General features: G+C 65.6%; 22 protein-coding genes, 1 other RNA gene and 1 riboswitch. Of the genes, 10 read left to right on the plus strand and 13 right to left on the minus strand.

Features of this window, described 5'->3' with window-relative positions; all coding sequences use genetic code 11:
* Window positions 1-105: 105 nt before the first annotated feature.
* The 5 genes from DAEP_RS23575 to DAEP_RS0110975 form a co-directional block, all read right to left on the minus strand.
* Window positions 106-834, minus strand: a complete 729-nt coding sequence (locus DAEP_RS23575) for a response regulator transcription factor (RefSeq protein WP_008557384.1) — start codon at window positions 832-834, stop codon at window positions 106-108.
* Window positions 835-950: 116 nt separating this feature from the next.
* On the minus strand, window positions 951-2,546 hold the full coding sequence (locus DAEP_RS0110960) for an ABC transporter ATP-binding protein (protein WP_027244678.1): 1,596 nt from the start codon (window positions 2,544-2,546) through the stop codon (window positions 951-953).
* 100 nt (window positions 2,547-2,646) lie between these two features.
* The gene (locus tag DAEP_RS0110965) at window positions 2,647-3,753 is read right to left on the minus strand and encodes an ABC transporter permease (RefSeq protein ID WP_027244679.1); all 1,107 of its coding nucleotides are present in this window, start codon (window positions 3,751-3,753) and stop codon (window positions 2,647-2,649) included.
* Between the two features lie 3 nt (window positions 3,754-3,756).
* Window positions 3,757-4,842, minus strand: a complete 1,086-nt coding sequence (locus DAEP_RS0110970) for a microcin C ABC transporter permease YejB (RefSeq protein ID WP_008554878.1) — start codon at window positions 4,840-4,842, stop codon at window positions 3,757-3,759.
* Between the two features lie 9 nt (window positions 4,843-4,851).
* A complete protein-coding gene (locus tag DAEP_RS0110975; RefSeq protein ID WP_027244680.1) occupies window positions 4,852-6,765 on the minus strand; it encodes an extracellular solute-binding protein in 1,914 nt (637 codons plus the stop codon).
* A gap of 217 nt (window positions 6,766-6,982) precedes the next feature.
* Between DAEP_RS0110975 and DAEP_RS0110980 the strand changes: the two genes are divergently transcribed.
* Window positions 6,983-7,219, plus strand: a complete 237-nt coding sequence (locus DAEP_RS0110980) for a putative hemolysin (protein WP_008553403.1) — start codon at window positions 6,983-6,985, stop codon at window positions 7,217-7,219.
* Between the two features lie 84 nt (window positions 7,220-7,303).
* Here DAEP_RS0110980 and DAEP_RS0110985 read toward each other — a convergent pair whose 3' ends face one another.
* On the minus strand, window positions 7,304-7,810 hold the full coding sequence (locus DAEP_RS0110985) for a c-type cytochrome (protein ID WP_027244681.1): 507 nt from the start codon (window positions 7,808-7,810) through the stop codon (window positions 7,304-7,306).
* Window positions 7,811-7,928: 118 nt separating this feature from the next.
* Between DAEP_RS0110985 and DAEP_RS0110990 the strand changes: the two genes are divergently transcribed.
* Complete coding sequence (locus DAEP_RS0110990) at window positions 7,929-8,762, plus strand: prephenate dehydratase (RefSeq protein ID WP_027244682.1); 834 nt, start codon at window positions 7,929-7,931, stop codon at window positions 8,760-8,762.
* Between the two features lie 191 nt (window positions 8,763-8,953).
* Here DAEP_RS0110990 and ffs read toward each other — a convergent pair.
* Both ffs and DAEP_RS0110995 read right to left on the minus strand, forming a co-directional pair.
* Window positions 8,954-9,052: signal recognition particle sRNA small type (gene ffs, locus DAEP_RS23580), an RNA gene on the minus strand.
* A 63-nt stretch (window positions 9,053-9,115) separates the two neighbouring features.
* Complete coding sequence (locus tag DAEP_RS0110995) at window positions 9,116-10,972, minus strand: 5'-nucleotidase C-terminal domain-containing protein (RefSeq protein WP_027244683.1); 1,857 nt, start codon at window positions 10,970-10,972, stop codon at window positions 9,116-9,118.
* Between the two features lie 335 nt (window positions 10,973-11,307).
* Here DAEP_RS0110995 and nudC point away from each other — a divergent pair, with 335 nt between their 5' ends.
* Window positions 11,308-12,294, plus strand: coding sequence for an NAD(+) diphosphatase (gene nudC, locus DAEP_RS0111000; RefSeq protein WP_027244684.1), 987 nt, complete (start codon window positions 11,308-11,310; stop codon window positions 12,292-12,294).
* Between the two features lie 57 nt (window positions 12,295-12,351).
* Window positions 12,352-12,819 (plus strand): SRPBCC family protein, encoded by a 468-nt coding sequence (locus tag DAEP_RS0111005; RefSeq protein WP_027244685.1) that lies wholly within the window; start codon window positions 12,352-12,354, stop codon window positions 12,817-12,819.
* A 24-nt stretch (window positions 12,820-12,843) separates the two neighbouring features.
* Here the strand turns inward: DAEP_RS0111005 and DAEP_RS0111010 are convergent, their stop codons facing one another.
* Window positions 12,844-13,716 carry an alpha/beta hydrolase family protein gene (locus DAEP_RS0111010; protein ID WP_027244686.1) on the minus strand — a complete coding sequence of 291 codons (873 nt, stop codon included), beginning with the start codon at window positions 13,714-13,716 and terminating at the stop codon, window positions 12,844-12,846.
* Between the two features lie 70 nt (window positions 13,717-13,786).
* Here DAEP_RS0111010 and DAEP_RS0111015 point away from each other — a divergent pair, with 70 nt between their 5' ends.
* Both DAEP_RS0111015 and DAEP_RS0111020 read left to right on the plus strand, forming a co-directional pair.
* Entirely contained in the window at window positions 13,787-14,395 is a 609-nt protein-coding gene (locus DAEP_RS0111015) for a TetR/AcrR family transcriptional regulator (RefSeq protein WP_027244687.1), read from the plus strand.
* 18 nt (window positions 14,396-14,413) lie between these two features.
* Window positions 14,414-14,636: riboswitch (cobalamin riboswitch) on the plus strand.
* Between the two features lie 107 nt (window positions 14,637-14,743).
* The gene (locus DAEP_RS0111020; protein ID WP_051337373.1) at window positions 14,744-15,148 is read left to right on the plus strand and encodes a hypothetical protein; all 405 of its coding nucleotides are present in this window, start codon (window positions 14,744-14,746) and stop codon (window positions 15,146-15,148) included.
* Between the two features lie 157 nt (window positions 15,149-15,305).
* Here DAEP_RS0111020 and DAEP_RS0111025 read toward each other — a convergent pair whose 3' ends face one another.
* The gene (locus DAEP_RS0111025) at window positions 15,306-15,848 is read right to left on the minus strand and encodes a protein-tyrosine phosphatase family protein (protein ID WP_008557845.1); all 543 of its coding nucleotides are present in this window, start codon (window positions 15,846-15,848) and stop codon (window positions 15,306-15,308) included.
* A gap of 194 nt (window positions 15,849-16,042) precedes the next feature.
* Here DAEP_RS0111025 and DAEP_RS0111030 point away from each other — a divergent pair, with 194 nt between their 5' ends.
* Both DAEP_RS0111030 and DAEP_RS0111035 read left to right on the plus strand, forming a co-directional pair.
* A complete protein-coding gene (locus DAEP_RS0111030; RefSeq protein WP_027244689.1) occupies window positions 16,043-17,848 on the plus strand; it encodes a DNA polymerase III subunit gamma/tau in 1,806 nt (601 codons plus the stop codon).
* Between the two features lie 199 nt (window positions 17,849-18,047).
* The gene (locus tag DAEP_RS0111035; RefSeq protein WP_008556296.1) at window positions 18,048-18,392 is read left to right on the plus strand and encodes a YbaB/EbfC family nucleoid-associated protein; all 345 of its coding nucleotides are present in this window, start codon (window positions 18,048-18,050) and stop codon (window positions 18,390-18,392) included.
* A gap of 76 nt (window positions 18,393-18,468) precedes the next feature.
* On the opposite strand, the gene DAEP_RS0111040 is transcribed toward DAEP_RS0111035, so the two are convergent.
* A complete protein-coding gene (locus DAEP_RS0111040) occupies window positions 18,469-18,972 on the minus strand; it encodes a GNAT family N-acetyltransferase (protein WP_051337376.1) in 504 nt (167 codons plus the stop codon).
* Window positions 18,973-19,106: 134 nt separating this feature from the next.
* Here DAEP_RS0111040 and recR point away from each other — a divergent pair, with 134 nt between their 5' ends.
* A complete protein-coding gene (recR, locus tag DAEP_RS0111045) occupies window positions 19,107-19,706 on the plus strand; it encodes a recombination mediator RecR (protein WP_008554673.1) in 600 nt (199 codons plus the stop codon).
* Window positions 19,707-19,763: 57 nt separating this feature from the next.
* Here the strand turns inward: recR and DAEP_RS0111050 are convergent, their stop codons facing one another.
* Together DAEP_RS0111050 and DAEP_RS0111055 are read right to left on the minus strand one after the other, a co-directional pair.
* Window positions 19,764-21,896 carry a hybrid sensor histidine kinase/response regulator gene (locus DAEP_RS0111050; RefSeq protein ID WP_027244691.1) on the minus strand — a complete coding sequence of 711 codons (2,133 nt, stop codon included), beginning with the start codon at window positions 21,894-21,896 and terminating at the stop codon, window positions 19,764-19,766.
* A gap of 309 nt (window positions 21,897-22,205) precedes the next feature.
* Window positions 22,206-22,973: a DUF1013 domain-containing protein gene (locus DAEP_RS0111055; RefSeq protein ID WP_027244692.1), complete on the minus strand. Its 768-nt coding sequence runs from the start codon at window positions 22,971-22,973 to the stop codon at window positions 22,206-22,208.
* A 144-nt stretch (window positions 22,974-23,117) separates the two neighbouring features.
* Between DAEP_RS0111055 and DAEP_RS0111060 the strand changes: the two genes are divergently transcribed.
* Window positions 23,118-23,762, plus strand: a complete 645-nt coding sequence (locus DAEP_RS0111060) for a ribonuclease T2 family protein (RefSeq protein ID WP_008556616.1) — start codon at window positions 23,118-23,120, stop codon at window positions 23,760-23,762.
* The last annotated feature ends 72 nt before the right edge of the window (window positions 23,763-23,834 follow it).

The raw sequence follows: 23,834 nt of genomic DNA on the forward strand, positions 1-23,834 counted from the left end.
CTCTCGCGGGCCGCTTCAGCCCGCTCTGGTACTCGGGCACGGGACGGGACCGCCATTTCAGCACCGAACCATTTGAGAAAGGCCGGGATGCCCATCCCGGCCTTTTCAAAAGTCCAGAAGACCGGACCGGACGGCAATCGCCAGCGCCTCCTCGCGCGTTTTTGCGCCCAGTTTGCGGCGGGCCGACAACAGGGTCTTGCGGACGGTGACCTCGGCGATTCCCAGTTCGTGCGCGATGCGGGTATTGAGGTACCCCGCCGCCAGCAGCGCCAGCATCTGTTTTTCACGGCTCGACAGAGCGTTGCCGGATTCCTGGGCGGCAAAAGCGGGATATTCCTGTCCCATGCCCGGCGCGCAGATGAATGCAGCAACAGCCGTTCCCGCCTGCCGGATCTTCTCGAACTGCTCCGCCGTGAACTCCGACGCCTTCTCACCGGCGCAAAACACGACTGTCTTGCTGGTGCCTGGACAAGCCCCCGCAAACCGCATCGCATACCCCAAGGTGTAACCCATATCCCAGGTCGTCCAATTGAAGTCCAAGTGCCGCTGGCTTGGCGCCGTTGCGCGCTCCAGTGTGCCGGTCACGTGCAGCGACGGGTAGAACGGCAGGCCGATTCCGGAGACAAACTGGTCCACTTCGTAGAATTTCTGCTGCGCATATTCGGCGAGAAATGCGCGGGTCATGCTGCTCCGCAGCCAAAGCAGCCTGCGGGTTTTTATTTCAACTTCCGCCACGTTCAGCGCGATGGCTCCAAGCGAGGCCATCACCTCGTTCGCAATCCGCCACCTGTCAGCGCTGGTCCGCGCTGACATGAATCTTTCGTAAAGATCCATTCCATTTGTTTGCATGGCGGCATTTTTGCATAATTTTACGCAGTTTTAAACTGATTAAAATTAATGCACTTTATGCGCGCAGCTTTTACATGGGTATTAACTGCAACCCCGGGAGTTTATCCGGCAGCCGCCAAAAGCCTTCTGGTATAGTCATGCTGCGGGCTGCGGAACAGGGCATCGGCAGGCCCCGCTTCGACCACATCGCCCTGGTTCATCACCATCACGTTGTGCGACATCGCCCGCACCACATTCAGGTCATGGCTGATGAACAGATACGCCAGCCCGTAGCGCGCCTGCAGATCGCGCAGCAGTTCGACAATCTGCACCTGCACCGTCATGTCCAGCGCCGAGGTCGGCTCGTCCAGCACCACCAGCTTGGGCCGCAGCACCATGGCGCGGGCAATGGCGATGCGCTGGCGCTGGCCGCCGGAAAATTCATGCGGGTAGCGGTCCATCGCCGCCGGGTCCAGCCCCACCTCGCGCATCACCTCGGCCACCAGTTCGCGGGTGTTGCGGTGCCGGTCAACGTTGTGGATCGCCAGCCCCTCCGCAATGATCTGGGCGCAGGTCATCCGCGGGCTGAGCGAGCCGAAGGGATCTTGAAAAACGATCTGCATATCCTTGCGCAATTTGCGCAGGTCGCGGGTCGACCATTTCCGCAGGTCCTGCCCCTGAAAGGTGACCTGCCCCTCGGAGCCGATCAGCCGCATGATCGCCAGCGCCAGCGTTGTCTTGCCGGAGCCGCTCTCGCCGACGATCCCCAGCGTCTCCCCCGCGCGGACCGAGACTGTGACCGGGTTCACCGCCTTCACATGTCCCACCGTGCGTTTCAGCAGCCCCCGCTGGATCGGGAACCAAACCTTGAGATCACGGGTCGCAACCAGCTCTTCGGCGCCCTGCGGCACCGGCGGCGGGGTCCCGGACGGTTCGGCGGCCAGCAGTTTCTGCGTATAGGGGTGTTTGGGGGCGGCAAAGATCTCCGCCGCCGGCCCCTCCTCGACAATCTCGCCGTCCTTCATCACGCAGACCCGGTCGGCAATTCGGCGCACGATGCCTAGGTCGTGGGTGATGAATAGCAGCCCCATCCCCTCGCTTTCCTTCAGCTCTGCCAAGAGGTCGAGGATCTGCGCTTGGATGGTCACGTCCAGCGCCGTGGTCGGTTCGTCCGCAATCAGGATGTCGGGCTTGTTGGCGAGCGCCATGGCGATCATTACCCGCTGCCGCTGCCCGCCCGAAAGCTGATGCGGATAGGCGCTGAGACGGCTTTCCGCATCGCGGATGCCGACCTTCTCCATAAGCTCCAGAATACGCGCCCGCGCCGCCTTGCCGGTCAGCCCCTGGTGCAGCGCCAGCGACTCCTCCAGTTGCCGTTCGATGGTGTGCAGCGGGTTGAGCGAAGTCATCGGCTCCTGAAAAATGAAGCTGATATCATTGCCGCGCACCTGCATCAGGTGGCGCTCGCTGGTGCCGACCATTTCGGTGCCGTCGTAAGTGACGGAGCCTTCAACGATGGCGCTGTCGCCCAGCAGAGAGACTGTGGACAGCGCCGAGACCGATTTGCCGGAGCCTGACTCGCCCACCAGCGCCACGGTCTCGCCGCGGCCCACCGAGAAGGACACGCCGCGCACGGCCGGGGTGATCTTGCCGTCCTGCCGGAAGGAGACACGGAGGTTCTCGACGTTCAGGAGGGGGGCTTTGGGTGTGTTGTTCATTATGTTTTGCCTCTGGCACGCCGCTCAAAACCCGGGCCGCTCGCGGCCCGGGTCACGCCTGCCTGCCCCCCGGCAGGCGCACCCCTGGTATTTTTCTCAATCATGAAAACGTCTTCCTCGGATCGAACGCATCCCGCACGCCCTCAAAGATGAACACCAGCAGCGACAGCATGATCGCGAAGGTGAAGAAGGCGGTGAAAGCCAGCCAGGGCGCCTCAAGGTTCTGCTTGGCCTGAAGCGTCAGTTCGCCCAAGCTCGGCGCCGAGGACGGCAGGCCGAAGCCCAGGAAATCCAGCCCCGCGAGCGCAGATATGGTGCCGGTCACGATAAACGGCAGCATGGTCAGCGTCGCCACCATCGCATTGGGCAGCATGTGCCGGAACATAATGGTCATGTTGCCGACCCCCAGCGCCTTGGCCGCGCGGACGTATTCCAGATTGCGGGCACGCAGGAACTCGGCCCGCACCACCCCCACCAGCGCAGTCCAGCCAAAGAGCACCATCAGGAACACCAGCAGCCAGAAACTGCGTCCCAGGATCGCAAACATGATAATGATCACATAAAGCGTCGGAGTGGAGCTCCAGATCTCGATGATGCGCTGGAACACCAGATCCAGCCAGCCGCCGAAATACCCCTGCACCGCGCCCGCGAGGATGCCCAGCACCGTGGCGGCACCGGTCACGATCAGGGTGAACAGGATCGACAGGCGGAAGCCGTGGATCACCCGCGCCAGCACATCGCGCTTGGTGTCATCAGTGCCCAAAAGGTTCTGGCCGTTGGGCGGCAGCGGCGCCGCGCCGGGGCGGTCCACGGTAGTATTGAAGCTGTAGGGGATCGGCGGCCAGAGGGTCCAGCCTTCCTCGAACCCCTCGGCGGCATAAGTGCCTGCCGAAATGCCCTCCAGGATCACCTCAGGCTCGTCAAAGCAGTCCTCGATCCCGCCGGAGCGGATCAGGCATTCCACTTCCGGGTCGCTGTAAATCGCCTCGGTCCGGAAGTCGCCGCCGAATTGGGTCTCCGGGTAAAACTTGAAGACCGGCGTGTAAAGCTCGCCACGGTAGCTTACGAGGATCGGCTTGTCGTTTGCGATGAACTCGGCAAACAGCGACAGCGTGAACAGCACGGAGAAGATGATCAGCGACCAGAAGGCGCGCTTGTTCTTGCGGAAGTTGTTCCAGCGGCGCTGGTTCAGCGGTGAGAGTGCCATCCCTCAGCCCTCCCGCTTCTCAAAGTCGATGCGCGGATCGACCAGCACATACATCAGGTCGGAGATGATGCCGACCACCAGGCTCATCAGGCCGAAGATGAACAGTGTGCCGAAGATCACCGGATAGTCGCGCGCGACCGCGGCCTCGAACCCCAGACGCCCCAGCCCGTCAAGCGAGAAGATCGTCTCGATGATCAGCGAGCCGGAGAAGAAGATGCCGATAAAGACCGACGGAAACCCCGCGATCACGATCAGCATAGCGTTGCGGAATACATGGCCATAGAGCACCCGGTTCTCGCTCAGGCCCTTGGCGCGGGCTGTCATCACGTATTGCTTCTTGATTTCATCCAGAAAGGAATTCTTGGTCAGCAGTGTCAGCGTCGCAAAGGCGCCGATGGTGGAGGCCAGCACCGGCAGCGCGATATGCCAGAAGTAGTCGCCGATCTTGCCCAAAAGGCTCAGCTGTTCCCAATTGTCCGACGTCAGCCCGCGCAGCGGGAAGATCTGCCAGTAGGAGCCGCCGGCAAACAGCACCAAGAGCATGATGGCAAAGAGGAACCCCGGGATCGCATAGGCCGCGATGATCACGCCGCTGGTCCAGGTGTCGAACGGCGAGCCGTCGCGCATCGCCTTGCGGATGCCCATCGGGATCGAGATCAGATAGGCGATCAGCGTCGACCACAGGCCGAGCGAGATCGAGACCGGCATCTTTTCCAGCACCAGCTCGGTCACGCCGATCTTGCGGAAATAACTCTCGCCAAAGTCAAAGCGCACATAGTTCCACAGCATGGTCAGAAACCGCTCCAGCGGCGGCTTGTCGAGGCCGAACTGCTGTTCCAGTTCCTTGATCAGTTCCGGCGGCAGGCCTTGGCGGCCGGCATAGTTCTCATTGGCGCTGATCGCCTCGGTGCCAGCGTCGCCGCCGCCTCCGGCAAAGCCCTCGAACACATCGCCGCCGCCTTCAAGCTGGGCGATGATCTGCTCCACCGGGCCGCCGGGCACAAACTGCACCAGCGCAAAGTTCACCAGCAGGATGCCGAACAGCGTCGGTATCACCAAAAGCAGGCGTCGGAAGATATAAGCTGCCATGTCTGTGTCTTACCGCAGAGCGCCAGCGGACTTAAGCTCGGCCTCCCGGGCGGCGTCGATCCACCACAGATCCAGCACCCCCGTGTTATACGGCGGCAGGTTTTCCGGGTGGCGGTACATGTCCCAATAGGCGATCCAGTTCACGTCCAGATACCACGTCGGCACCATAAACCGCTTGGCGCGCAGCACCCGGTCCAGCGCGCGGGCGTTGGCGCGCAGCTCTTCCTGGGTTTCGGCGTTTACAATATTGCCGATCAGAGCATCCACCGCCGGATCGGCCAGGCCTGCGGGGTTGAACACCGAATACTCATGCGCTTCGGAACCGAAATACTGATAAAGGCCGGTCGAAGGCTCCAGCGACATCGGATAGGCATGGGAGATGATGTCGAACTCCTTCTCCCGGCGGCGGCTGGTGTACTGGGCATAGTCCACCCGGTTCAGCACCGCATCCACCCCCATGGTGCGCAGGTTGCTGATATAGGGCTGCACGATCCTCTCGATTGTCGGGCTGTCGGCCAGGAACTCCACCTTCAGCGGTTCGCCGTCCGCGTTGCGGCGCATCCCATCATCGCCAACCGTCCAGCCGGCCTCTTCCAGCAGCTTCATTGCCCGGCGCAGGTTCTTGCGGTCGCCGGGGCGCGACGCTTGGGAGCTATGCGCCATCACCGGCTCCGAGGTCAGAACTGTCGGGTCGATCTGATCACCCAGCGCTTCCAGCACCTCTTTCTCGCGGCCCTCCGGCAGCCCCTTGGCCGCAAGCGGAGAATCCTGCCAGAAGGACGAACGGTGGCGGAACAGCCCGTATTGCAGGCTATCGTTGGTCCATTCGAAGTTGAACGCCAGCTGCAGCGCCTCGCGCACGCGTATGTCCTGGAATTTAGGCTTCAAGAGGTTCATCACAAAGCCGTTGGCGGCCGGCACGTTGCCGTCGGGGATTTCACCCTTGACCACCTGGCCCTTTTCCACCGCGGCGAAGTCATAGGCGGTTGCCCAGCTTTTGGAGTTGTTCTCGGGGCGCAAGGTGTAAACGCCCGCCTTGAACCCCTCCATCGCGGCGATTGCGTCGCCGAAATACTCCACCCGGATGCGGTCATAGTTGTGGCGGCCTACGTTCACGTTCAGGTCCGCGCCCCAATAATCGGGGTTGCGCTTGTAGGTGATGCGCTGGTTCACCTCGGCGCTTTCCAGCACGTAGGGGCCGGAGCCGATGCCCGGATCCAGCCGCGGCTCATCCAGACGGCGGTTCTCCGGGTCGGCCTCGAACCAGGCCTTGGAGAAGACCGGCGTGCCGCCAACTTGAGTGATCATCGCCCGGCGCGGAAAGTCCGGGGAGAAGTGGAATTTCACCCGGTGCGGGCTCAGCGCCTCGGCCTTGGGGATGCGTTTGCGCACCGCCTCCGCATAGGATTTCAGCCCCTGGTCCAGCAGGATGTTGTGGGAAAACACCACATCCTCAGCAGTGACCGCGGTGCCGTCGGAAAACTTTGCCTCAGGCCGCAGGTTGAAAATCACCCAATCCTGGCTTTCGGGGTATTCCAGGCTCTCGGCGATCAGCCCGTAATAGGAGCCCGGCTCATCATAAGATTCCACCAGCAGGCTTTCGAAATGGTCCGAAGACAGCGCCCCGGCCCGCCCCTTGCGGGTGAAGGGGTTCATGCTGTCAAACGTGCCCACGGCGGAGATCGACAGTTCACCGCCTTTGGGCGCGTCCGGGTTAACGTAGTCGAAACGGGCAAAGCCCTCCGGGTATTTCAACTCACCGAATTCGGCAAAGCCATGGCTTTTGATGACGGTTTCTTCCGCCTTGGCCAGCGTGGCCGCCGCCAGTGCCAGAACAACCCCCAAGGCCAACGCCGCCGCGGCCTGCAGCGGGTTCGCCCTGTCTTTCACGCGCACGCGTGCCGCAGCTCGAGCGGTTTTCATCTGCCATGACCTCCTTTGCCCGGAACTTCGGCCCGGATTTCTGCCCTCAAGCTAATGTCCGGGGGCGGTAACATTCAAGTTGAGATTGGGTGATTGGCAAAGTGTTCTGGGCATAAAGCAGCCGAAACAATGACCTGCGCGCCGCCGCGCTTGCGCGAAATAAAATTACCTGCCAGCCTCATATCACAATTGCGTTATAGAATGAGGGAGTCTGCCGATGCTGAAACCAATGAAATTTGCCGCGCTTGCGGTTGCCGGAGCCGCCGCGCTCAGCGCCTGCGCCCAGCAGGAAGAGGAAGTGGTCTACACCAGCCCGGAAGAGGCCTATTGCGTGCAGGCCGGCGGCCAGTACGTGCTGCGCAGCGGCAAGTCCGGCACGATCGGCGTCTGCATTCTGCCCGACGGCCAGGAGCGCGATGCGCTGGCCTATTACCGGGAAAACAACCCGGCCTGAGCCGGCACCGCCCTGCCAGGCGCGAAAAAAGCCGCTGCAAACCGCAGCGGCTTCTTTATTGGATAGCTGGGACAGCGGTCCGGATCAGTCGTCCAGGCTGTCCAGATAGGCGATAAGATCCACCCGGTCGCTTTGCTTGCTCAGGCCGGAGAAGGACATGGTGGTGCCGGAGGCATAGGCCGACGGCTTGGCCAGAAACGCGTCCAGTTCTTCCGGGGTCCAGGCGCCTTCGAGGCTGGTCAGCGCGCCGGAATAGCCAAAGCCCGCTGCGGAGGCGATGTCGCGGCCAACCACGCCGTAAAGATACGGGCCGGTTGCGTTGGCGCCATCTGCCAGCTTGTGGCAGGCGGAGCATTTCTTGAACACCTTGGCGCCTTTGGCTGCGTCGGCGGCGGCCATCAGCTCTGCAAAGCTGACTTCCGGCTCATCGCTGCCGGCGCCTTCGTCGGTGGCAACTTCGATCACATAGGAAGCCTCACCGTGGCTGTCCATGTGATACAGTACTTCTGCGCCCCATTTGCCCAGAAGGAATACCAGGAACGCGCCGCAGAGGCCTGCGGTCGCTTTGGTGAGGGTCATCGTGTCAAACATGATCGCGAGTCCATTTAGCTGTCTGCTGGGGTGTCTAAGGCTTCCCCTTGCAAGTGGCAAGGTATAGACAGCGCGACGAAACGCCCAAATCTTGAAGTTTTGCACGGGGAACACACCCATGAGCCGCAAAATCGCCATTCAGGGGGAGCTTGGCTCCTACAGCCACGAGGCCTGCCGCATTGCCCGCCCCGGCATGGAGGTGCTGCCCTGCCGCACGTTCGAGGACATTCTGGAGGCCGTGCGCAGCGGCGAGGCGGAACAGGCAATGCTGCCGGTGGAGAACTCTACTTACGGCCGCGTCGCCGACAGCCACAGGCTGTTGCCGCACAGCGGGCTTCACATCATCGACGAGGCATTCGTGCGGGTGCATATCAACCTGCTGGCGGTGCCGGGGGCGAAACTGGAGGACATCCGCGAGGCGCATTCGCATCTGGTGCTGCTGCCGCAATGCGCCACCTTCCTGCGAAAGCACGGCATCCGCGGCCGCGTCAGCCCCGACAACGCCCGCGCTGCCCGTGACGTGGCCGAGGCCGGCGACATCCACTCCGCTGCGCTGGCGAGCGAACTGGCCGGCGAGATCTACGGTCTGGAGGTGCTGGCCCGCCACATCGAGGATAACGGCGACAACACCACACGTTTCCTGATCATGGCGAAGGACATCGACTATACCCGCCGCGGTGCCCACAACATGATCACCAGTTTCGTATTCCAGGTGCGCAACATCCCGGCCGCGCTCTACAAGGCGATGGGCGGCTTTGCCACCAACGGCATCAACATGACGAAACTGGAGAGCTACATGGTGGACGGCTCGTTCACCGCCACCCAGTTTTACGCCGATATCGAAGGCCACCCCGATGATGCCAATGTGCAGCTGGCAATGGACGAGCTGAGCTATTTCACCACCAATGTGGAAATCCTCGGCGTTTATCCGGCAGACAACGGCCGGTTCTGAGCGCAAAACGGCTGAGGGGCTTTGCCCCTCTTGGCCTCACGGCCAATTCACCCCAGGATATTTTCAGCCAGATGAAGCAGCGGATCCCGCCGCGCGGCAGCGCGGCGCCGGGCCCAACGGCGGCGGTGCAATCTTTGATTGCGCCGAAGCGGGCGGGAGGGGTTCCGGTCTGCATTCTGTGCGGGGGAGTAAAGTGAGAGGCTGGACATCGACCCAAGCGGGGCTCGTTGTGGCTGCTTCCTTCCGGACCTGACCAGGTTGGCGAGGCGCCTGCCCGCGCCAACCTCTCGAATCCCGATATAAGGACCGCCGCCGGGAATGGCAAGGGCCGTGCCCGGACTGCGGTCACAGGCTCAAAGGTGCAGTTCAATCTCCCAGAAGCCGCCGCTGCCGAACCCGCGCGGCTCTGCCAGCCCGGCAGGCAGCTCGTCCAGATGCGCAGCCGCGCCCGGCCCGGTCACAGCCACCGCGCTGGTGCCGGGCATCGCCGCCAGCTGCCAGGGATAGGGCGCCTCTGCCAGCGGGTCCGGCGGCAGCTGCCCGGCGATATAGTCGCGCACCGCCTGGCGGATCCGCATCGGCGCCAGCGGCAGCTCCTCCGCCGCGTGCAGCATCCGGAAACTGCCGCCACCGCTGACCCGGTAACTGTTGGCGGCGACCGCAAAGCGCTGCTCCGGCGCCACCGGGCGGCCGTTCCAGCTGAGATCGAGGACCCGCTGCGCCGAGGGATTGATGCACTCCCCGCTGGCGGAATAGCGCGGCGGCTGCGACAGGCAGATCTGATAGGTCAGCCCGAAGATCACATCGAAATGGTGCCCCGCCCGCTGCGGATCGGCCAGCAATGTGCCGCGGCTGCCGGGCGCGACCTGGTTGAACAGCCCCGCCGACATCTCCAGCCACTCCCGCAGCTGCGCCCCGGTGACGGCAACCACCCGCAGCTCGTTCGGGAACACCTGCAGATCCGCAATATTGCGGGCGCACAGCTCCCCGGCTGCGATGTCGGTATAATAATGCGGTCCGGAGCGGCCGCCGAACTTGCACGGCGCCGCCGCAGACAGCAGCGGCAGGGCTTCCGCCGCGGTGCCGCGCAGCAAGGGCCGCACCGCAGCCGCCTGGGCGCTGGCGACCAGCGCGAGACCCCGGTCGGGCGCAAAGAAGGTGAAATAGGAATGCATCGCCACAGGGCTGTAGCCCGCGGGCTGCCGCATCCGCTCCAGGGTGCGGGCATGATCCGCCGCCAGCGCCCGGGTGAAGCTTGGCTCCTCCTTCGCCAGCGGCACAGCAGCACCGGAGCGCCCCGTCTGCGCCACCGGCCGCAGGCTGGCGCTGCCGCCGGCGGGCCGCCAGCCCGCCTCGCCGTACTCCAGCTCCAGGCTGATCACCCCCAGATGCGATCCATGCGCCCCCGGCATCACCACCGGTTTGGCGAAGGCGTGCTCCTTTCCGGGCAGTGTCAGATGGGTATGGCCGCCCACCACCGCGTCGATCCCAGGCAGCGCCGCCAGCTGCTCCAGCGCGTTCTCGCTGCTGTCCGCACCGGTCCCGGCAGCAATCCCGGTGTGCGCCAGCGCCAGCACCAGATCGCAGCCCTGCTCCCTCAGCCGCCGGGCCTCACCCTCGGCGGTCTCCACGATGCCCGTTGCGGCCAGCGGAACCTCCAGCGCCCGGCCGCACCAGATCAGCGTCTGCGGCGGCAGCACCGACAGCAGCCCGATCCGCACCGGCGGCAGCCCGGGGCACCCCGGGATCTGCCGTTCGAGCACCGCTGTTTTTGTAAAAGGCAGATCAATTTCCGCCTGCACGGCGGTCAGGTTAGAGCACAGCACGGGGCACGGCATGTCCCGCAGCACCCCGGCCAGCGCCGCAAGGCCAAAGTCAAAGTCGTGATTGCCCAGGCCCGCCGCGTCATATTCCAGCACCTGAAATGCTCGTGCCAGCGGATGCGGCCCCGGGGCACCAGGCACGATATCCCCCAGCGGCGACCCCTGAAGGCCATCACCATTGTCGACCAGGATGCAGGCCGCGCCCTGATCCGCCGCCTCGGCCCGCGCCTGGCGGATCAGGCTGGCCACGCGGGACAGGCCTATGGCCGGGTCCGGACGGTCGGCATAGTAGTCGTGGCTCAGCAGGTTGCAGTGCAGGTCCGTGGTCGCCAGCACGTGCAGCACCCCAGCGGGCCGGGCCTCCGGAGTTCCTGCCCCGCCTGTCATGTCCGAATCTCTGCTGACACCGCCTGCCCGCCGCTCTTTCCGCACCATTCGGTGCCATTCTTGATTGGCGGCCATTTGAATCAGCGTTCTAAGGATTTGCAATAACTCCTTTTAGAGGCCTGTTAACTTTTTCGCGCCGCCCCCTGTCCTGCGGCACAGTTGCACCATGGTTTGCAGGCGAAAGCCCGCGCAGCGGCCGGGAAGGTGTGGCGGCGCAGCGACAGGCAAGCGCAGATCGCAGCGGAATGCTGGCACCGCCTGCGGCACACTGTCATGGATTGCATCGTTTCATCCGGCAGCCGCGGCTGCCTGCCGCCAGTCAAAGGAGAGCTGCCATGAAACGCGCAGAACAGGTGACTTTCGGCGGCGGCGGCGGTCTGGACCGCGCCGCGCATCTGCGCACCGACCCGGCAGCGCTGGACGCCGCCTGGCGCAGCCCGCAAGCTCAGGTGCTGCTGATGTGGCGCGGCAAACCGCTGACCCTCCGCGCTGAAGACACCGGCCTTCCCTGCGGTCTGGCCTGGACCGCGCCGGACCACCCGCTGGCCGCCAGCCGCAAGGACACGGCGCTGTTCCTTGGCCTCACCCCTGGCGGCGCCCCCTGCTTTGCCTGCGATATCAGCGGCTGGCAGCCCGAAGACCTGGACCCGGACGCGCTCAACAGCTTTGCCGATGCCAGCGAACAGCAGCACCCGGATCTGCCGCCCGCCCATGTGTTTGCCGAACTGCGCCGGGTGATGACCCGCCTGACGCCGCTGGAGGCCGAACTGGCCTCCACCGCCAAGGCGATGCTGGCCTGGCACCGCAGCCACCGGTTCTGCGCCTGCTGCGGTGCGCCCAGCGATGTGGCGCAAGCGGGCTGGCAGCGCATCTGCCCGGCCTGCAAGGCACCCCACTTCCCGCGCACCGACCCGGTTGTGATCATGCTGATCACCCATGGAGACTCAGTGCTGATGGGCCGCTCGCCCGGCTGGCCCGAAGGGATGTATTCGCTGCTCGCAGGCTTTGTCGAACCCGGTGAGACGCTGGAGGCCGCGGTGCGCCGCGAGGTGCTGGAGGAAACCGGCGTCAAGGTCGGCCGCGTCAGCTACCTCTCCTCGCAGCCTTGGGCCTTTCCGATGTCGCTGATGTTCGGCTGCGCAGGCGAGGCGCTGAGCCGCGGCATCACCATCGATCCGTCCGAGATCGAAGACGCGCTGTGGGTCAGCCGCCAGGAGATGATGACCGTCTTTGCAGGCGAACACCCGGTGCTGAAGCCCGCGCGGGAAGGGGCGATTGCCCATTTTCTGCTGAAGAACTGGCTTGCGGACACGCTGGACTAGGGCGCATATTGCCCCAAAGCGCACCGCAGCCGGACGGCGCAGCTGAGGCAGGCAGACATGAAGTTTGAAAGCAAAGAAGATATCGAGGCCCCGATTGCAGAGGTTTTCGGCGCAATCTCCGATTTTGAGCTGATGGAGCGCTCCGCCCTGCGCCGCGGCGTCGAGCTGCAGCGCACCGGCGACCTCTCCCGGCCTGAGAACGGCCTGGCTTGGGATCTGAACTTCAGCTTCCGCGGCAAGCCGCGCGAGATCCGGCTGACGCTGGTGTCCTATACGCCGGATACCGGGCTGACCCTGACCGGCAGCGGCAGCGGCATCGACGGACGGATGGAAATCGAACTGCTGGCGCTGTCGCCGCAGCGGACCCGGATGTCGGTGCAGCTGGACCTTTCACCTGCCAATCTGACCGGACGCCTGCTGGTGCAGTCGTTGAAGCTTGCGCGCAGCAAGCTGACCAGCCGGTTCAAACTGCGGCTGGCGGAATTCGCCAAATTCACCGAAGAGCGGCTGAAACGCACCGCCTAAGCCGCTGCGCCGCGCCGGAACGGGTCAGGGCAGCAGCCGCGGCCACAGCGCGGCATTCTCGCGGGCAAATGCGCCCAGATGGCCGATTGCCTTCAGCCCCAGATCCCCCGGCGCCAGAACCGTGCGGCGCTGGTTTGCGCCGCCAAAAACTTCTCCCAGCCGCCAGACAGCCGGCGGCGGCACGACGTCGTCATCCGCCAGCGCAAACAAATCCACCGGGATTCCGGTCTCTGCCCAGCGGGGCAGCGGCAGGCTTTGGCCCGTCTCCGGCAGATAGCTGCCCCGGGTGGTGCACCAGCGCCGCCATTGCCAGTAAACCCCCGCCGGCAAATCGGCCCCGAACCCCACCGCGCGCCCGGGAAGATACCCCACGGCACGGACCGCCAGCGGCACATGGCCGAACCAGAAAGCCAGCGCCAGCGCGCGGTAGGGCCAGGGATGATCGTGGTGATGCACCAAGCCGCCCGCAACCACGATCATGCGGGCGACGTCCTCAAGATCATTCTGCAAGGGCATCAGCATTGCCCCCAGAGAATGGCCGATCACCCACAACGGCACGCCCGCATATCGCCGCCGCATTTCGGCCCGGGCGGCGGGCTGATCACCCAGCGCCCAATCGGCCATCGTGACCTTGGACCGGCGCGGATGGCCCCGCGCCGAGTCCCCGAAATCCGTGTAGTCATAGGTCAGGCAGGCAATCTGCTGCTCCGCCGCCAGCCAGCGCGCGAAATGCCGGTAACACCGCTGCGGCACTCCGGTTGCGCCATTCAGCACCACCGCTGCCCGCGCTGCCCCGCCCGGGCGGTACAGCCGCCCCGCCAGCACGGCCTCCCCGGACGCAAAGCGCAGTTCTTCCTCCCGGATACCGGCGGTATGTTCTGCGTGTCTGTCCAGCATGGCAGCCCCCTAGACCAATTGGTCCACTTCCTGACTGGACCAATTGGTCTAATGCTGTCAAGCTGCCGCCATGACTGACGTGACGACAGCCGCCCCGCCCGACAGCAGCCAGGCTCCGGCCCCGACCCGGGACCGGCTGATCCGCGCTGCGGCAGATCTGTTCCGCAACAAAGGCTACAACGGCACCGGACTGGCGGAACTTCTGGCGGTGGCCCGGGCGCCCAAGGGCTCGCTCTACCACCATTTCCCCAACGGCAAATCCGACGTTGCGCTGGCCGCGTCCACCTGGGCGTCGGACCAGATGCTGGCACTGATCGACGCCGCCTTCTACCCTGCGCCCAGCTTTCAGGCCGGGGCCAAAACGGTCTGCTACAAACTGGCGAAACTCTTTGACAAACAAGGCAAGTGGAGCGGCTGCCCGGTCTCCGCAACCCTGTTCGCCGGGCCGGAGAACGACGCCTTCCGCCAGCACGCCGCAGATCTGTTCGAGAGCTGGATTGCCGCCACCGCCCGCCACGCCCAGCGCCTGGGCCTGCCGCAGGATGAGGCCAGCGCAGCGGCGGAGAATTTCTATATCCTGCTGCAGGGCGGCTGGCAGCTGGCGCGGGTGCGGCGGGACTCGGATGTCATACGTGCCCTGCACACCCAGATGCAAATTCCGCCGCAGAAAACCGATTGACGACTCACGGAACCAGCCGCTACCGCTTGTGGTGATGGTTCCCGTGCCACAGAATCTTGTGTCCGGGATGAAAAGGGAACACGGTGCGGCCCCGCCCCAGGCAAGGCCAATTCCGCGACTGCCCCCGCAACTGTAAGCGGCGAGCGACCCCGATAGAGCCACTGGCCCGTAAAGAGGCCGGGAAGGATCGGGACAGCGACGACCCGCAAGTCAGGAGACCTGCCATCGAATGTGAAACTCGAACCCGGGCGGGGTGTCCGGACAGGGTCTGATGGCACCGCGGGACTCCCGCTTTCTCATCCGGTCTCTTGATCTTTTGCCCCCGCACCACGCGCGGAGGGCGCAAATATGATGTGGACGGACACAACGCATTTCTATGCGGCGACGGATTGCAAGTATCTGGGGCGCCCCTGCCCTGCAGCTGAGCGGATGATCGGCAAGCTGGCCGAGGCAATGACCAAGGCCAAGCCCCTGACCCAGGAGGATTTCGAGATCACCGGCACCACCGCGCTGGACGGCTGCCCGCGCAATTGCCCGGCGCAGTTCGCCGCCAGCCATGACCGGATCCGCCTGTTCTGCGGCGTTGGCGAGGACGCCCCGCGCGAGGGCCTCGACCGCTTTGCCGATGCCATCCTCAACTGCAACGGCACCGGCTTTGCGGCGTCCAGACTGGACGCCCGCCCCTGCGCGCTGATGGAGGCGCTGCCGAAGACAGCGGAGGCGCGGCAGGCTGAGCAGATGATAGCGTTCTGAGCGCAAATTCGCCTGTGCTCTATGGACTGCGCCCGAACCTGTGAGGGGGCGCATGCGCCCTCACGTTTTGCCGGAGGCAAACCTGCGGTTTGGCGGGAGGATCGGTTTCAGCCCGGACCACGGGCCGGGCGAAAGCAGGTTTGGGTGGCCCAGCGATCTATCCTGCCACCTGCGCCGCACAGGCCCAATCCAGCTGCGCCTCAGTCTCCACCGCACAGGGCCGGACCGCCCGCAGCCGCGCCAGCGCCAGCGCAGGATCCTCGCCGCATTCGATCATCAGCCGCAGCACCGCCATGCCCGACCGCCCGCAGCCGCCCTTGCAATGCACCAGCACCCGGCCGCCGCCCGCCAGCGCCTGCCGTGCCGACTGGCTGGCCGCAGGCCATTTCGCGGCCACCGCAGGCGGCGGCACCTGGAAATCCGGCACAGGCAGATGCACCCAGCGGCAGGCCATGCTCTGGATATCCACCCCCAGCCGCGGCGCCCCGGCGGCCACGTGCTCGGCCTCCGTGGTCATTGAGAACACCAGCCCCGGCTTCCATTGATAAATCTGGATCAGGTCGCCCCGGTAATCGCCCTCCGCGCCGGGCAGCCGGCACAGCGCCAGAATTCCGCCGCCCGCAGACAGCGCGTGGATGGTCAGCCCGGCCGGCGCCGCCGTGTCCGGCGCTTCTGGTTCAGAGGTGTCTTCAGATCGCATACCGCCTCCTTAGCCGCTGCGTCCCTGCTGTCCCCCGCGTTGCCCCGCCCCTGCAGCCTAGCCGTTAACCGGGCAATGCCAAAGCCCTTTTACGGCCCCGGATTGCGCCCTTCTGCGGTGGACGAACGGGCTGCGCTTCAATACCCTGCGCGCAACGCGGGACGCCCCGCAATCCGAATCCGGCACGAGAGATCATGAACGACATCCCCAGCGGCACAACCGGCGGCACCGGCCAATCCCAGTATCAGGTTCTGGCCCGCAAATACCGGCCCGAAACCTTTGCCGATCTGGTGGGCCAGGACGCGATGGTGCGGACTCTGAAAAATGCCTTTGCCGCCGACCGGATCGCCCAGGCCTTTATCATGACCGGCATCCGCGGCACCGGCAAAACCACCACCGCGCGGATCATCGCCAAGGGCATGAACTGCGTCGGCGAGGACGGCCAGGGCGGCCCCACCACCGATCCTTGCGGCAAATGCGAGCATTGCACGGCGATCATGGAAGGCCGCCATGTCGACGTGATGGAGATGGACGCGGCCTCCCGCACCGGCGTCAATGACATCCGCGAGATCATCGACTCGGTGCAGTACCGCGCCGCCTCCGCCCGCTACAAGATCTATATCATCGACGAGGTCCACATGCTGTCGACCTCCGCCTTCAACGCCTTGCTGAAGACGCTGGAGGAGCCGCCCGCGCATGTGAAGTTCATCTTCGCCACCACCGAAATCCGCAAGGTACCGGTGACGGTGCTGTCGCGCTGCCAGCGCTTCGACCTGCGCCGGATCGAGCCGGAGGTGATGATTTCCCTGCTGCGCAAGATCGCCACCGCTGAGGGGGCCCAGATTGCCGACGACGCGCTGGCGCTGATCACCCGCGCTGCCGAAGGCTCTGCCCGGGATGCGACTTCGCTGCTGGACCAGGCGATTTCCCACGGCGCGGGGGAGACCACGGCGGACCAGGTCCGCGCCATGCTGGGCCTTGCCGACCGCGGCCGGGTGCTGGACCTGATGGACATGATCCTGCGCGGCGATGCGGCGGCGGCACTGACCGAACTCAGCGCGCAATACGCCGAAGGCGCCGACCCGCTGGCGGTGCTGCGCGACTTGGCGGAGATCACCCATTGGGTCTCGGTGGTGAAGATCACCCCCGATGCGGCAGAGGACCCCACCGTCGGCCCGGACGAACGCGCCCGCGGGCAGGCGATGGCCGACGCGCTGGCGATGCGCGTCCTTACCCGCATGTGGCAGATGCTGCTGAAAGCGCTTGAGGAAGTCGCCGCCGCCCCGAACGCGATGATGGCGGCGGAAATGGCTGTGATCCGCATCACCCATGTGGCCGACCTCCCCTCGCCCGAGGAGCTGATCCGCAAACTGCAGGACACCCCGCCCCCGCCGCTGCCGCCATCCGGTCCCGGCGGCGGTGCGCCGATGCAAGGCATGGGCGCTCCGGCGCTTGGCGTCACTGCACCAGCCAGTGCCCAAGGCGGTCCGGCCGGCGGCGCGCCAATGGCCCGTGGCGGCGGCGGCACGGTGATGGCGCTGGCGCCGCAGGTCAGCTCCGCGCTGGCCCGCTACCCGAGTTTTGAGCATGTGGTCGAACTGATCCGCACCAACCGCGACGTGAAGCTGCTGGTCGAGGTCGAAACCGGTGTGCGGCTGGTCTCCTACCAGCCGGGCCGGATCGAATTCACCCCCTCGGTACAGGCGCCGCGTGATCTGGCTGCCCGGCTTGGCTCGGCGCTGCAGAACTGGACCGGCGCCCGCTGGGTGGTCTCCATCGCGCCGGATGGCGACGCCCCCACGATTGCCGAGGTGCGCGACGCCGCCGAGAACGCCCTGCGCGAGAAAGCCGCCGCGCATCCTCTGGTGCAGGCGGTGCTGGAAAGCTTCCCCAAGGCCAAGATCACCCGCATCCGCACGCCGGAGGAACTGGCCGCCGAAGTTGCCGCCGACGCCCTGCCCGAAGTGGAGGACGAATGGGACCCGTTTGAGGACGGCTGAACCCTCTCCCCTCGCTTTCGGCTTTTCCAGCCCCGTTTCAGAATGTTAGCGCAGCGCCTGTGCCGGCGGGGCGCCCGCCCCGTGGGGGCCGGCCGGGCGGAAGGCGGCTAAACTCTTAGCGCAGGACGATCCTCCCCCTTGTTTCGCGGTCCTGCGCCCCGTATTTGTCCTCCAAACCGGAAATCTCAGGAGAACACAGATGCTCAAAGGTCTCGGCGGTCTTGGCGACATGGCCAAGATGATGAAATCGGCACAGGAACTGCAAACCAAGATGGCGCAGATGCAGGAAGACCTGCACAACGTCATGGTGACCGGCGAGGCCGGCGCGGGCCTGGTCAAAGCGACCGCGTCCGCCAAGGGCGACCTGAAAGGTTTGGACATCGACCCGTCGATCTTCAACGGCGACGACAAGGAAGTGGTCGAGGACCTGATCCTGGCCGCGATCAAGGACGCTCAGGCCAAAGCGGCCGAAAAAGCGCAGGAAGAGATGACCAAGCTGACCGAAAGCATGGGCCTGCCCAAGGACATCAAGCTGCCGTTCTAAGCGGCCCGCATATCGTTTGCAAAAGGCGGCCCGGCGACCCGGAGCCGCCTTTTCTTTTGCCTGCCACAGGCCCGTTTCAGCCCGTCTCCAGCCGGAACTTCAGGAACAGCTGCCCCTGGTACTGGACTTCCCCGGTCTGCACCGCCCCCAGCCGCTCCAGCGGGCGCATGTGGCGCCGCGTCGGCGGCAGCAGGAAGGTGACAAAGGGGATACGCGGATCCCGGCGGGCAAACGCCAGCGCCTTGCGGGCAATGGCCGGGCCCATTCCAAAACAATCCGCCCGCAGCACCAGACCGAAATCCCACTCGGTTCCTTCTTTTTGAAACCCGCCCCAGCCAATGTAAGCATCGCCGCGCAGAAACGCCCAATGGCCCAGCCCGTCGCGCCGCCAGCACGCCTCCTTGGCCGCCACGAAATCCCTGGCAAAGGCTTCGTCCCAGGCCCCTGTCAGCAGCGGCATATGCTCCGCCATCCGCGGGTCGCTCATATGGCGGGCAATCTCCTGCAGCGGCACCTCCGCCAGCCGGGCAAACCGCAGTTGCGGACCTCCGTTATCCTCCCGCGAAGCGCCGTTTTCCATGCCGCCCCTCCGTCAGCCATGCCAAGGCATAGCCTGGTCCCGCGGAAAAACAAACCCCGAACATTTTCCCGCCCGGCCCTTGCGCTTCCCTGCCCCGATCAGCCTATATGACTGGGAAGAAAAGGGCCCGCGGCATGATCAAGAACTCCAACAGCGAAATTGAAGACCTGATTGCCCTGATGGCCAAGCTGCCGGGGCTGGGGCCGCGCTCGGCCCGGCGCGCTGTGCTGCACCTGATCCGCAAGCGGGCGCTGCTGCTGACACCCCTGGCCGACGTGATGAGCGAGGTCGCTGCGACGGCCCGCGAATGCCTCAACTGCGGCAATGCCGGCACCACCGAGATCTGCCCGATCTGCACCGACGAACGGCGCGCCAATGGCGAGTTGTGCGTGGTCGAGGATGTCGCCGACCTCTGGGCGATGGAGCGCGCGGGCGTGTTCAAAGGCCGCTATCATGTGCTGGGCGGCACCTTGTCGGCACTGGACGCGGTCGGGCCGGAAGATCTGCGTATCCCGCGGCTGGTGGACCGGGTTGCCACCGAAGGCGTCAGCGAGGTGATCCTGGCCTTGAATGCCACCATCGACGGCCAGACCACCGCCCATTACATCGCCGACCAGTTGCAGGGACAGGTGAAACTGACCTCGCTGGCGCAGGGCGTGCCGATCGGCGGCGAGCTGGATTATCTGGACGACGGCACCATCTCCGCGGCTCTCAGCGCACGCAAGGAAATCTGACGGCGCGCCCGGGGCGCAACCGCGCCGCGCGCCAGCGCAGACCGGCCCCGGCCCTGCCTAACGGAACAGCGCCTTGTACAGCTTTTCCTTGGTGAAGGGCTTGTCCAGCACCTGCACATCGCCCAAGTCCGGGAACCCCGCCGCCGCCGCGCTGACCGCAAAGCCGCTCATCATCACCGCCGTCAACCCGGGCTGCGCCGCCCGCAGGCCCGCCAGCGTTTCCCAGCCGCCGCGCCCCGGCATGCTCATGTCGATCACCGCGCCGTCAAACGGCCCCTTCGCGTGCAGCAGCGCCAGCGCCGCGTCATAGCCGTCCGCCTGCGCCACCTCGCAGCCGCGCAGCTGCAGCAGCCCCGCCACCGCCCGGCGCACGGTGTCCTCGTCATCCACCACCAGTATCCGCCGCACCGCCGCAGCGCGCCCTGCCGCGGGCGGCTGCACCGCCGCAGCCGCCGCGCAGGCCGGAAAATAGCAGCGGATAACACTGCCCGCGCCTTCGCGGCTCTCCACCGACAGCCCGCCCTGATGGCGGCTGACGATGCCCAGCACCACCGCCATGCCCAGGCCGCGGCCGCCGGGCTTGGTGGTAAAAAACGGGTCGAAGATCCGGGAGAGCATGTCCGGCCCCATGCCGCCGCCGGTGTCGCTGACCTCCAGCAGCAGGCAGTCGCCCGCCGCCATCCTGCGCCCCTTCAGCAGCCGCCGCCGCTCAGCGGCATCCAGGCAGGTGCGCCGGGTTCTCACCGTGATGGTGCCAGCGCCCGGGCCGATCGCCTCCGCGGCGTTCAGCACCAGGTTCAGCACCAGCTCGCGCACCTCCTCCGGGTCCAGATGCGCCGCCTGCACGCCTTCGGCCAGATCCAGCACCACTGCCTTGCCCTTCCGGCACCCCAAGGGCACCAGCTCCATCGCCTCCTGCACGGTGGCGTTGAGGTCGCAGGGCGCAGGCACCGGGCCGCTGGCGGGCCTCGCAAAGCCTGTCAGCTGCCGGACCAGCCCGGCCGAGGCCCGCAGGCCCTGCTCCACCGCCCGCAGATGCTGCTCTGCCGGATGCGCGGCCTCCAGGTTCTCCAGCGCCAGCTCGGCCCTGCCCTGCATTGAGGCCAGCAGATTGTTGTACTCATGCGCGATGGCGCCTGCCAGCCGCCCCAGGCTCTCGGCCTTGTGCCGGACAAGTTGTGCGGCCGCCGCCTGCTCGCGCTGCTGCCGGGCGGCGCAGCGGCGCAGCTCCTGGCTGCAGCGGGCAGCAATCAGCGCCGTCAGATCCGGCTCCAGCGCCCCGACCCCGATGCCGCGGTCATGCAGCAGCCCGAGCCATCCCGTCACCGCGCCGTCCGCATCCCGCAGCAGATAGCCGAAACAGAATTGCAGGGAACGGTCCCGGTTCTGCGGCGGCTGCGGCACCGCCTGCTGCAGACCCTCGGGAAGGTGAACGGCCTCCCAGCCATTCGGCAGCCGCGCTCCGGCGCCATCATAGCGCACGGCCCGGCCTTCAGCCGCATCCGCCAGCCGCCCGCCGATACAGCACGCCGCCACCCGGCCGCGGTCCGGGCTGCCCGCGCTGCATTCAGCAACAAACGCACCCCGCACCCTAAGCGCGCCCTGCAGCACCTGCGCAATCTGCCGCACGGCCGCCCGCGGACAGCTGCTGCCCGGCCCCGCTGCCAGCGCCGCCAGGGCTGCCAGCCGCCGCAGCCCCGCGATCTCCGCGCCAAGCCGCGGCGCAAACTGCTGCATCACCGCCACCGCCTGCTGCGCCAAACCGCCTCCGATGTCCTCGCGCCAGGCAGCCTGCACCAGGCCGGAGGCGGCGCCGCCCGGATCCATCAGGGCCACCCCCGCATAGCTGCGCAGGCCCTCTTCAATGAACATCCCGCCGTCGGGATACAGCTCCGGCACCCGGCAAGAATGCACCTGCGGCGCACCGCTCAGCACCACGTCGCGGCACGGCGCTCCGCGCAGCTCATATTCGAAATCCCCCAGCGGCAGCCCGTCGAAACTGCTGGCCAGCACCCTGATGCGCCCGCTCTCCCGGACCCTCAGCTCGCCCACGGTGACCAGATCCGCGCCCGTTCCCCGGGCCAGCTGCCCCGCAAATTCCTGGCAGAAGTCCAGCCCGTGCAGGCCAGCCAACACCCCCAGATTGAAGCCGCAGCTGTCCCCCAGCAGCGGCACCCCCGATGCATCCATATCCCGTACTCCTGCCATCCCCGTGCAGGCTGGCGCCCTGCACCGGCCCGCTGGCATCACTCGTTAACATTCGTCCCTGACACAGTGGGAAACCGCCCTTTTTGGCGAGGGGGCTCCCGGACTTCACTGACCGCAGGCAACCTGGAACACGATTGCCCCGCAACATCATGCTGCGCAAAACGGCGGCGCATAGTCAACATCTTGTAACCTTGAGACTCAATTCTAACAGAAAAAGCCGCAAATCCGGAGCACCGGATTTGCGGCTTTTTAATGATTTACCCGAACCGGGGCGCAGAAACCCCCGCAGGATCAGAACCGGGAGTCTTCGTCCTCGTCCTCGTCATCGCCGCCCGCAGGCAGGTTGAAGAAGCTGTCGGCGTCGCGGATATCCTCTTCCTTTTTATCGTCCTCATCGGAGGAGCCGCCGCCCAGGGTGAAGGTTTCCAGCCCTTCGATGGCGCTCGGGATCTTCGGCTCCGCGTCCATTTCCAGCGACTGCTCGGTAGACACCAGCTTGCGGCGCTCGTCGTCGCTCATCACGCCGCCTTCGGCAGCTTTCTTGGCCGCTGCCTTCTGCACCGCTGCGTCCAGCTCGGACTGCTTGCACAGGCCCAGCGCCACCGGGTCGATCGGCTGCATGTTGGCGATGTTCCAGTGGGTGCGCTCGCGGATCGACTGGATGGTCGGCTTGGTGGTGCCCACCAGCTTGGCGATCTGGCCGTCGCTCAGTTCCGGATGGAACTTGACCAGCCACAGGATCGAGTTCGGACGGTCCTGGCGCTTGCTGAGCGGGGTGTAGCGCGGACCGCGGCGCTTTTCCTCGCCGGCAGCGGCCGGGTTGAACTTGAGCTTCAGCTTGTGCAGCGGGTTGCCTTGCGCCTTGTCGATCTCGTCCTGGGTCAGCTGGTTGTTGGCCACCGGGTCAAACCCCTTGACGCCCACCGCCACTTCGCCATCGGCGATGCCCTGGATCTCCAGCTCGTGCATGCCCACGAAATCGGCGATCTGCTTGAAGCTGATCGTGGTATTGTCCACCAGCCACACGGCGGTTGCCTTGGCCATCAACGGTTTTGCCATGTGCTCATCTCCTTAAAACACCTTGATCCCCGGATACATCTCTCCCGCCGCCTGAAAGGGCGTCCCCGGCTGGCGGGGCAGGTTTCCGTTGTCGGGGAACTTCTGCCCTATATAGTCAGCTTGATTTCATAAGGAAAGAGGCCAATGCGCAAGTTATTGCTGGGTTTGGCGGCTGTTTTGACCGGTTTTTCCACCCTCGCAGCGGCAGAGGGCGAGCAGGCGGGCGAGTTCGACTATTACGTGCTGGCGCTCAGCTGGTCGCCGAACTGGTGCGCGCAGGAGGGCGATGCCCGCAATGCGGACCAATGCGATGCCCGCCACGATCACGGCTGGACCCTGCACGGGCTCTGGCCGCAATATCACCGCGGCTGGCCCAGCTATTGCCGCACGGCTGAAGCGCCGCCAAGCCGCGCCATGAGCCGCCAGATGGCGGACATCATGGGCAGCGCGGGCCTCGCCTGGCATCAGTGGAAGAAACACGGCACCTGCTCCGGCCTCAGCGCGCAGAATTATTACGGCGCGATGCGCGCGGCTTATGCCGCTGTCACCCGCCCCGCCGTGTTCCGCAAGCTGGACAAACCCGTCACCCTGCCCGCATCGGTGGTGGAGGATGCGTTTCTGAAAGAGAACCCCTCCCTGTCGCGCGACAGCCTGACCATCACCTGCCGGGACGGCGCCATCCAGGAAGCCCGCATCTGCCTGTCCAAAACGCTCGCGCCGGTCCCCTGCGGACGCGATGCGATCAAGGACTGCACATTGAAAGATGCCCGCTTCGCGCCGGTGCGCTGACCCTGCGCGCAGGCCAGGCTGGGGCTCTGCCCCTCTTGGCCTTTCGGCCAATTCACCCCGGAGTATTTCGGT

This window comes from Leisingera daeponensis DSM 23529, assembly GCF_000473145.1.
Lineage (GTDB): Bacteria > Pseudomonadota > Alphaproteobacteria > Rhodobacterales > Rhodobacteraceae > Leisingera > Leisingera daeponensis.

Bases quoted from the DNA above. Each gene is read 5' to 3' on its own strand.
- DAEP_RS23575 (WP_008557384.1), bottom strand. From the start codon at position 834: ATGGATCTTTACGAAAGATTCATGTCAGCGCGGACCAGCGCTGACAGG.
- DAEP_RS0110960 (WP_027244678.1), bottom strand. From the start codon at position 2,546: ATGAACAACACACCCAAAGCCCCCCTCCTGAACGTCGAGAACCTCCGT.
- DAEP_RS0110965 (WP_027244679.1), bottom strand. From the start codon at position 3,753: ATGGCACTCTCACCGCTGAACCAGCGCCGCTGGAACAACTTCCGCAAG.
- DAEP_RS0110970 (WP_008554878.1), bottom strand. From the start codon at position 4,842: ATGGCAGCTTATATCTTCCGACGCCTGCTTTTGGTGATACCGACGCTG.
- DAEP_RS0110975 (WP_027244680.1), bottom strand. From the start codon at position 6,765: ATGAAAACCGCTCGAGCTGCGGCACGCGTGCGCGTGAAAGACAGGGCG.
- DAEP_RS0110980 (WP_008553403.1), top strand. From the start codon at position 6,983: ATGCTGAAACCAATGAAATTTGCCGCGCTTGCGGTTGCCGGAGCCGCC.
- DAEP_RS0110985 (WP_027244681.1), bottom strand. From the start codon at position 7,810: ATGTTTGACACGATGACCCTCACCAAAGCGACCGCAGGCCTCTGCGGC.
- DAEP_RS0110990 (WP_027244682.1), top strand. From the start codon at position 7,929: ATGAGCCGCAAAATCGCCATTCAGGGGGAGCTTGGCTCCTACAGCCAC.
- DAEP_RS0110995 (WP_027244683.1), bottom strand. From the start codon at position 10,972: ATGACAGGCGGGGCAGGAACTCCGGAGGCCCGGCCCGCTGGGGTGCTG.
- nudC (WP_027244684.1), top strand. From the start codon at position 11,308: ATGAAACGCGCAGAACAGGTGACTTTCGGCGGCGGCGGCGGTCTGGAC.
- DAEP_RS0111005 (WP_027244685.1), top strand. From the start codon at position 12,352: ATGAAGTTTGAAAGCAAAGAAGATATCGAGGCCCCGATTGCAGAGGTT.
- DAEP_RS0111010 (WP_027244686.1), bottom strand. From the start codon at position 13,716: ATGCTGGACAGACACGCAGAACATACCGCCGGTATCCGGGAGGAAGAA.
- DAEP_RS0111015 (WP_027244687.1), top strand. From the start codon at position 13,787: ATGACTGACGTGACGACAGCCGCCCCGCCCGACAGCAGCCAGGCTCCG.
- DAEP_RS0111020 (WP_051337373.1), top strand. From the start codon at position 14,744: ATGATGTGGACGGACACAACGCATTTCTATGCGGCGACGGATTGCAAG.
- DAEP_RS0111025 (WP_008557845.1), bottom strand. From the start codon at position 15,848: ATGCGATCTGAAGACACCTCTGAACCAGAAGCGCCGGACACGGCGGCG.
- DAEP_RS0111030 (WP_027244689.1), top strand. From the start codon at position 16,043: ATGAACGACATCCCCAGCGGCACAACCGGCGGCACCGGCCAATCCCAG.
- DAEP_RS0111035 (WP_008556296.1), top strand. From the start codon at position 18,048: ATGCTCAAAGGTCTCGGCGGTCTTGGCGACATGGCCAAGATGATGAAA.
- DAEP_RS0111040 (WP_051337376.1), bottom strand. From the start codon at position 18,972: ATGGAAAACGGCGCTTCGCGGGAGGATAACGGAGGTCCGCAACTGCGG.
- recR (WP_008554673.1), top strand. From the start codon at position 19,107: ATGATCAAGAACTCCAACAGCGAAATTGAAGACCTGATTGCCCTGATG.
- DAEP_RS0111050 (WP_027244691.1), bottom strand. From the start codon at position 21,896: ATGGATGCATCGGGGGTGCCGCTGCTGGGGGACAGCTGCGGCTTCAAT.
- DAEP_RS0111055 (WP_027244692.1), bottom strand. From the start codon at position 22,973: ATGGCAAAACCGTTGATGGCCAAGGCAACCGCCGTGTGGCTGGTGGAC.
- DAEP_RS0111060 (WP_008556616.1), top strand. From the start codon at position 23,118: ATGCGCAAGTTATTGCTGGGTTTGGCGGCTGTTTTGACCGGTTTTTCC.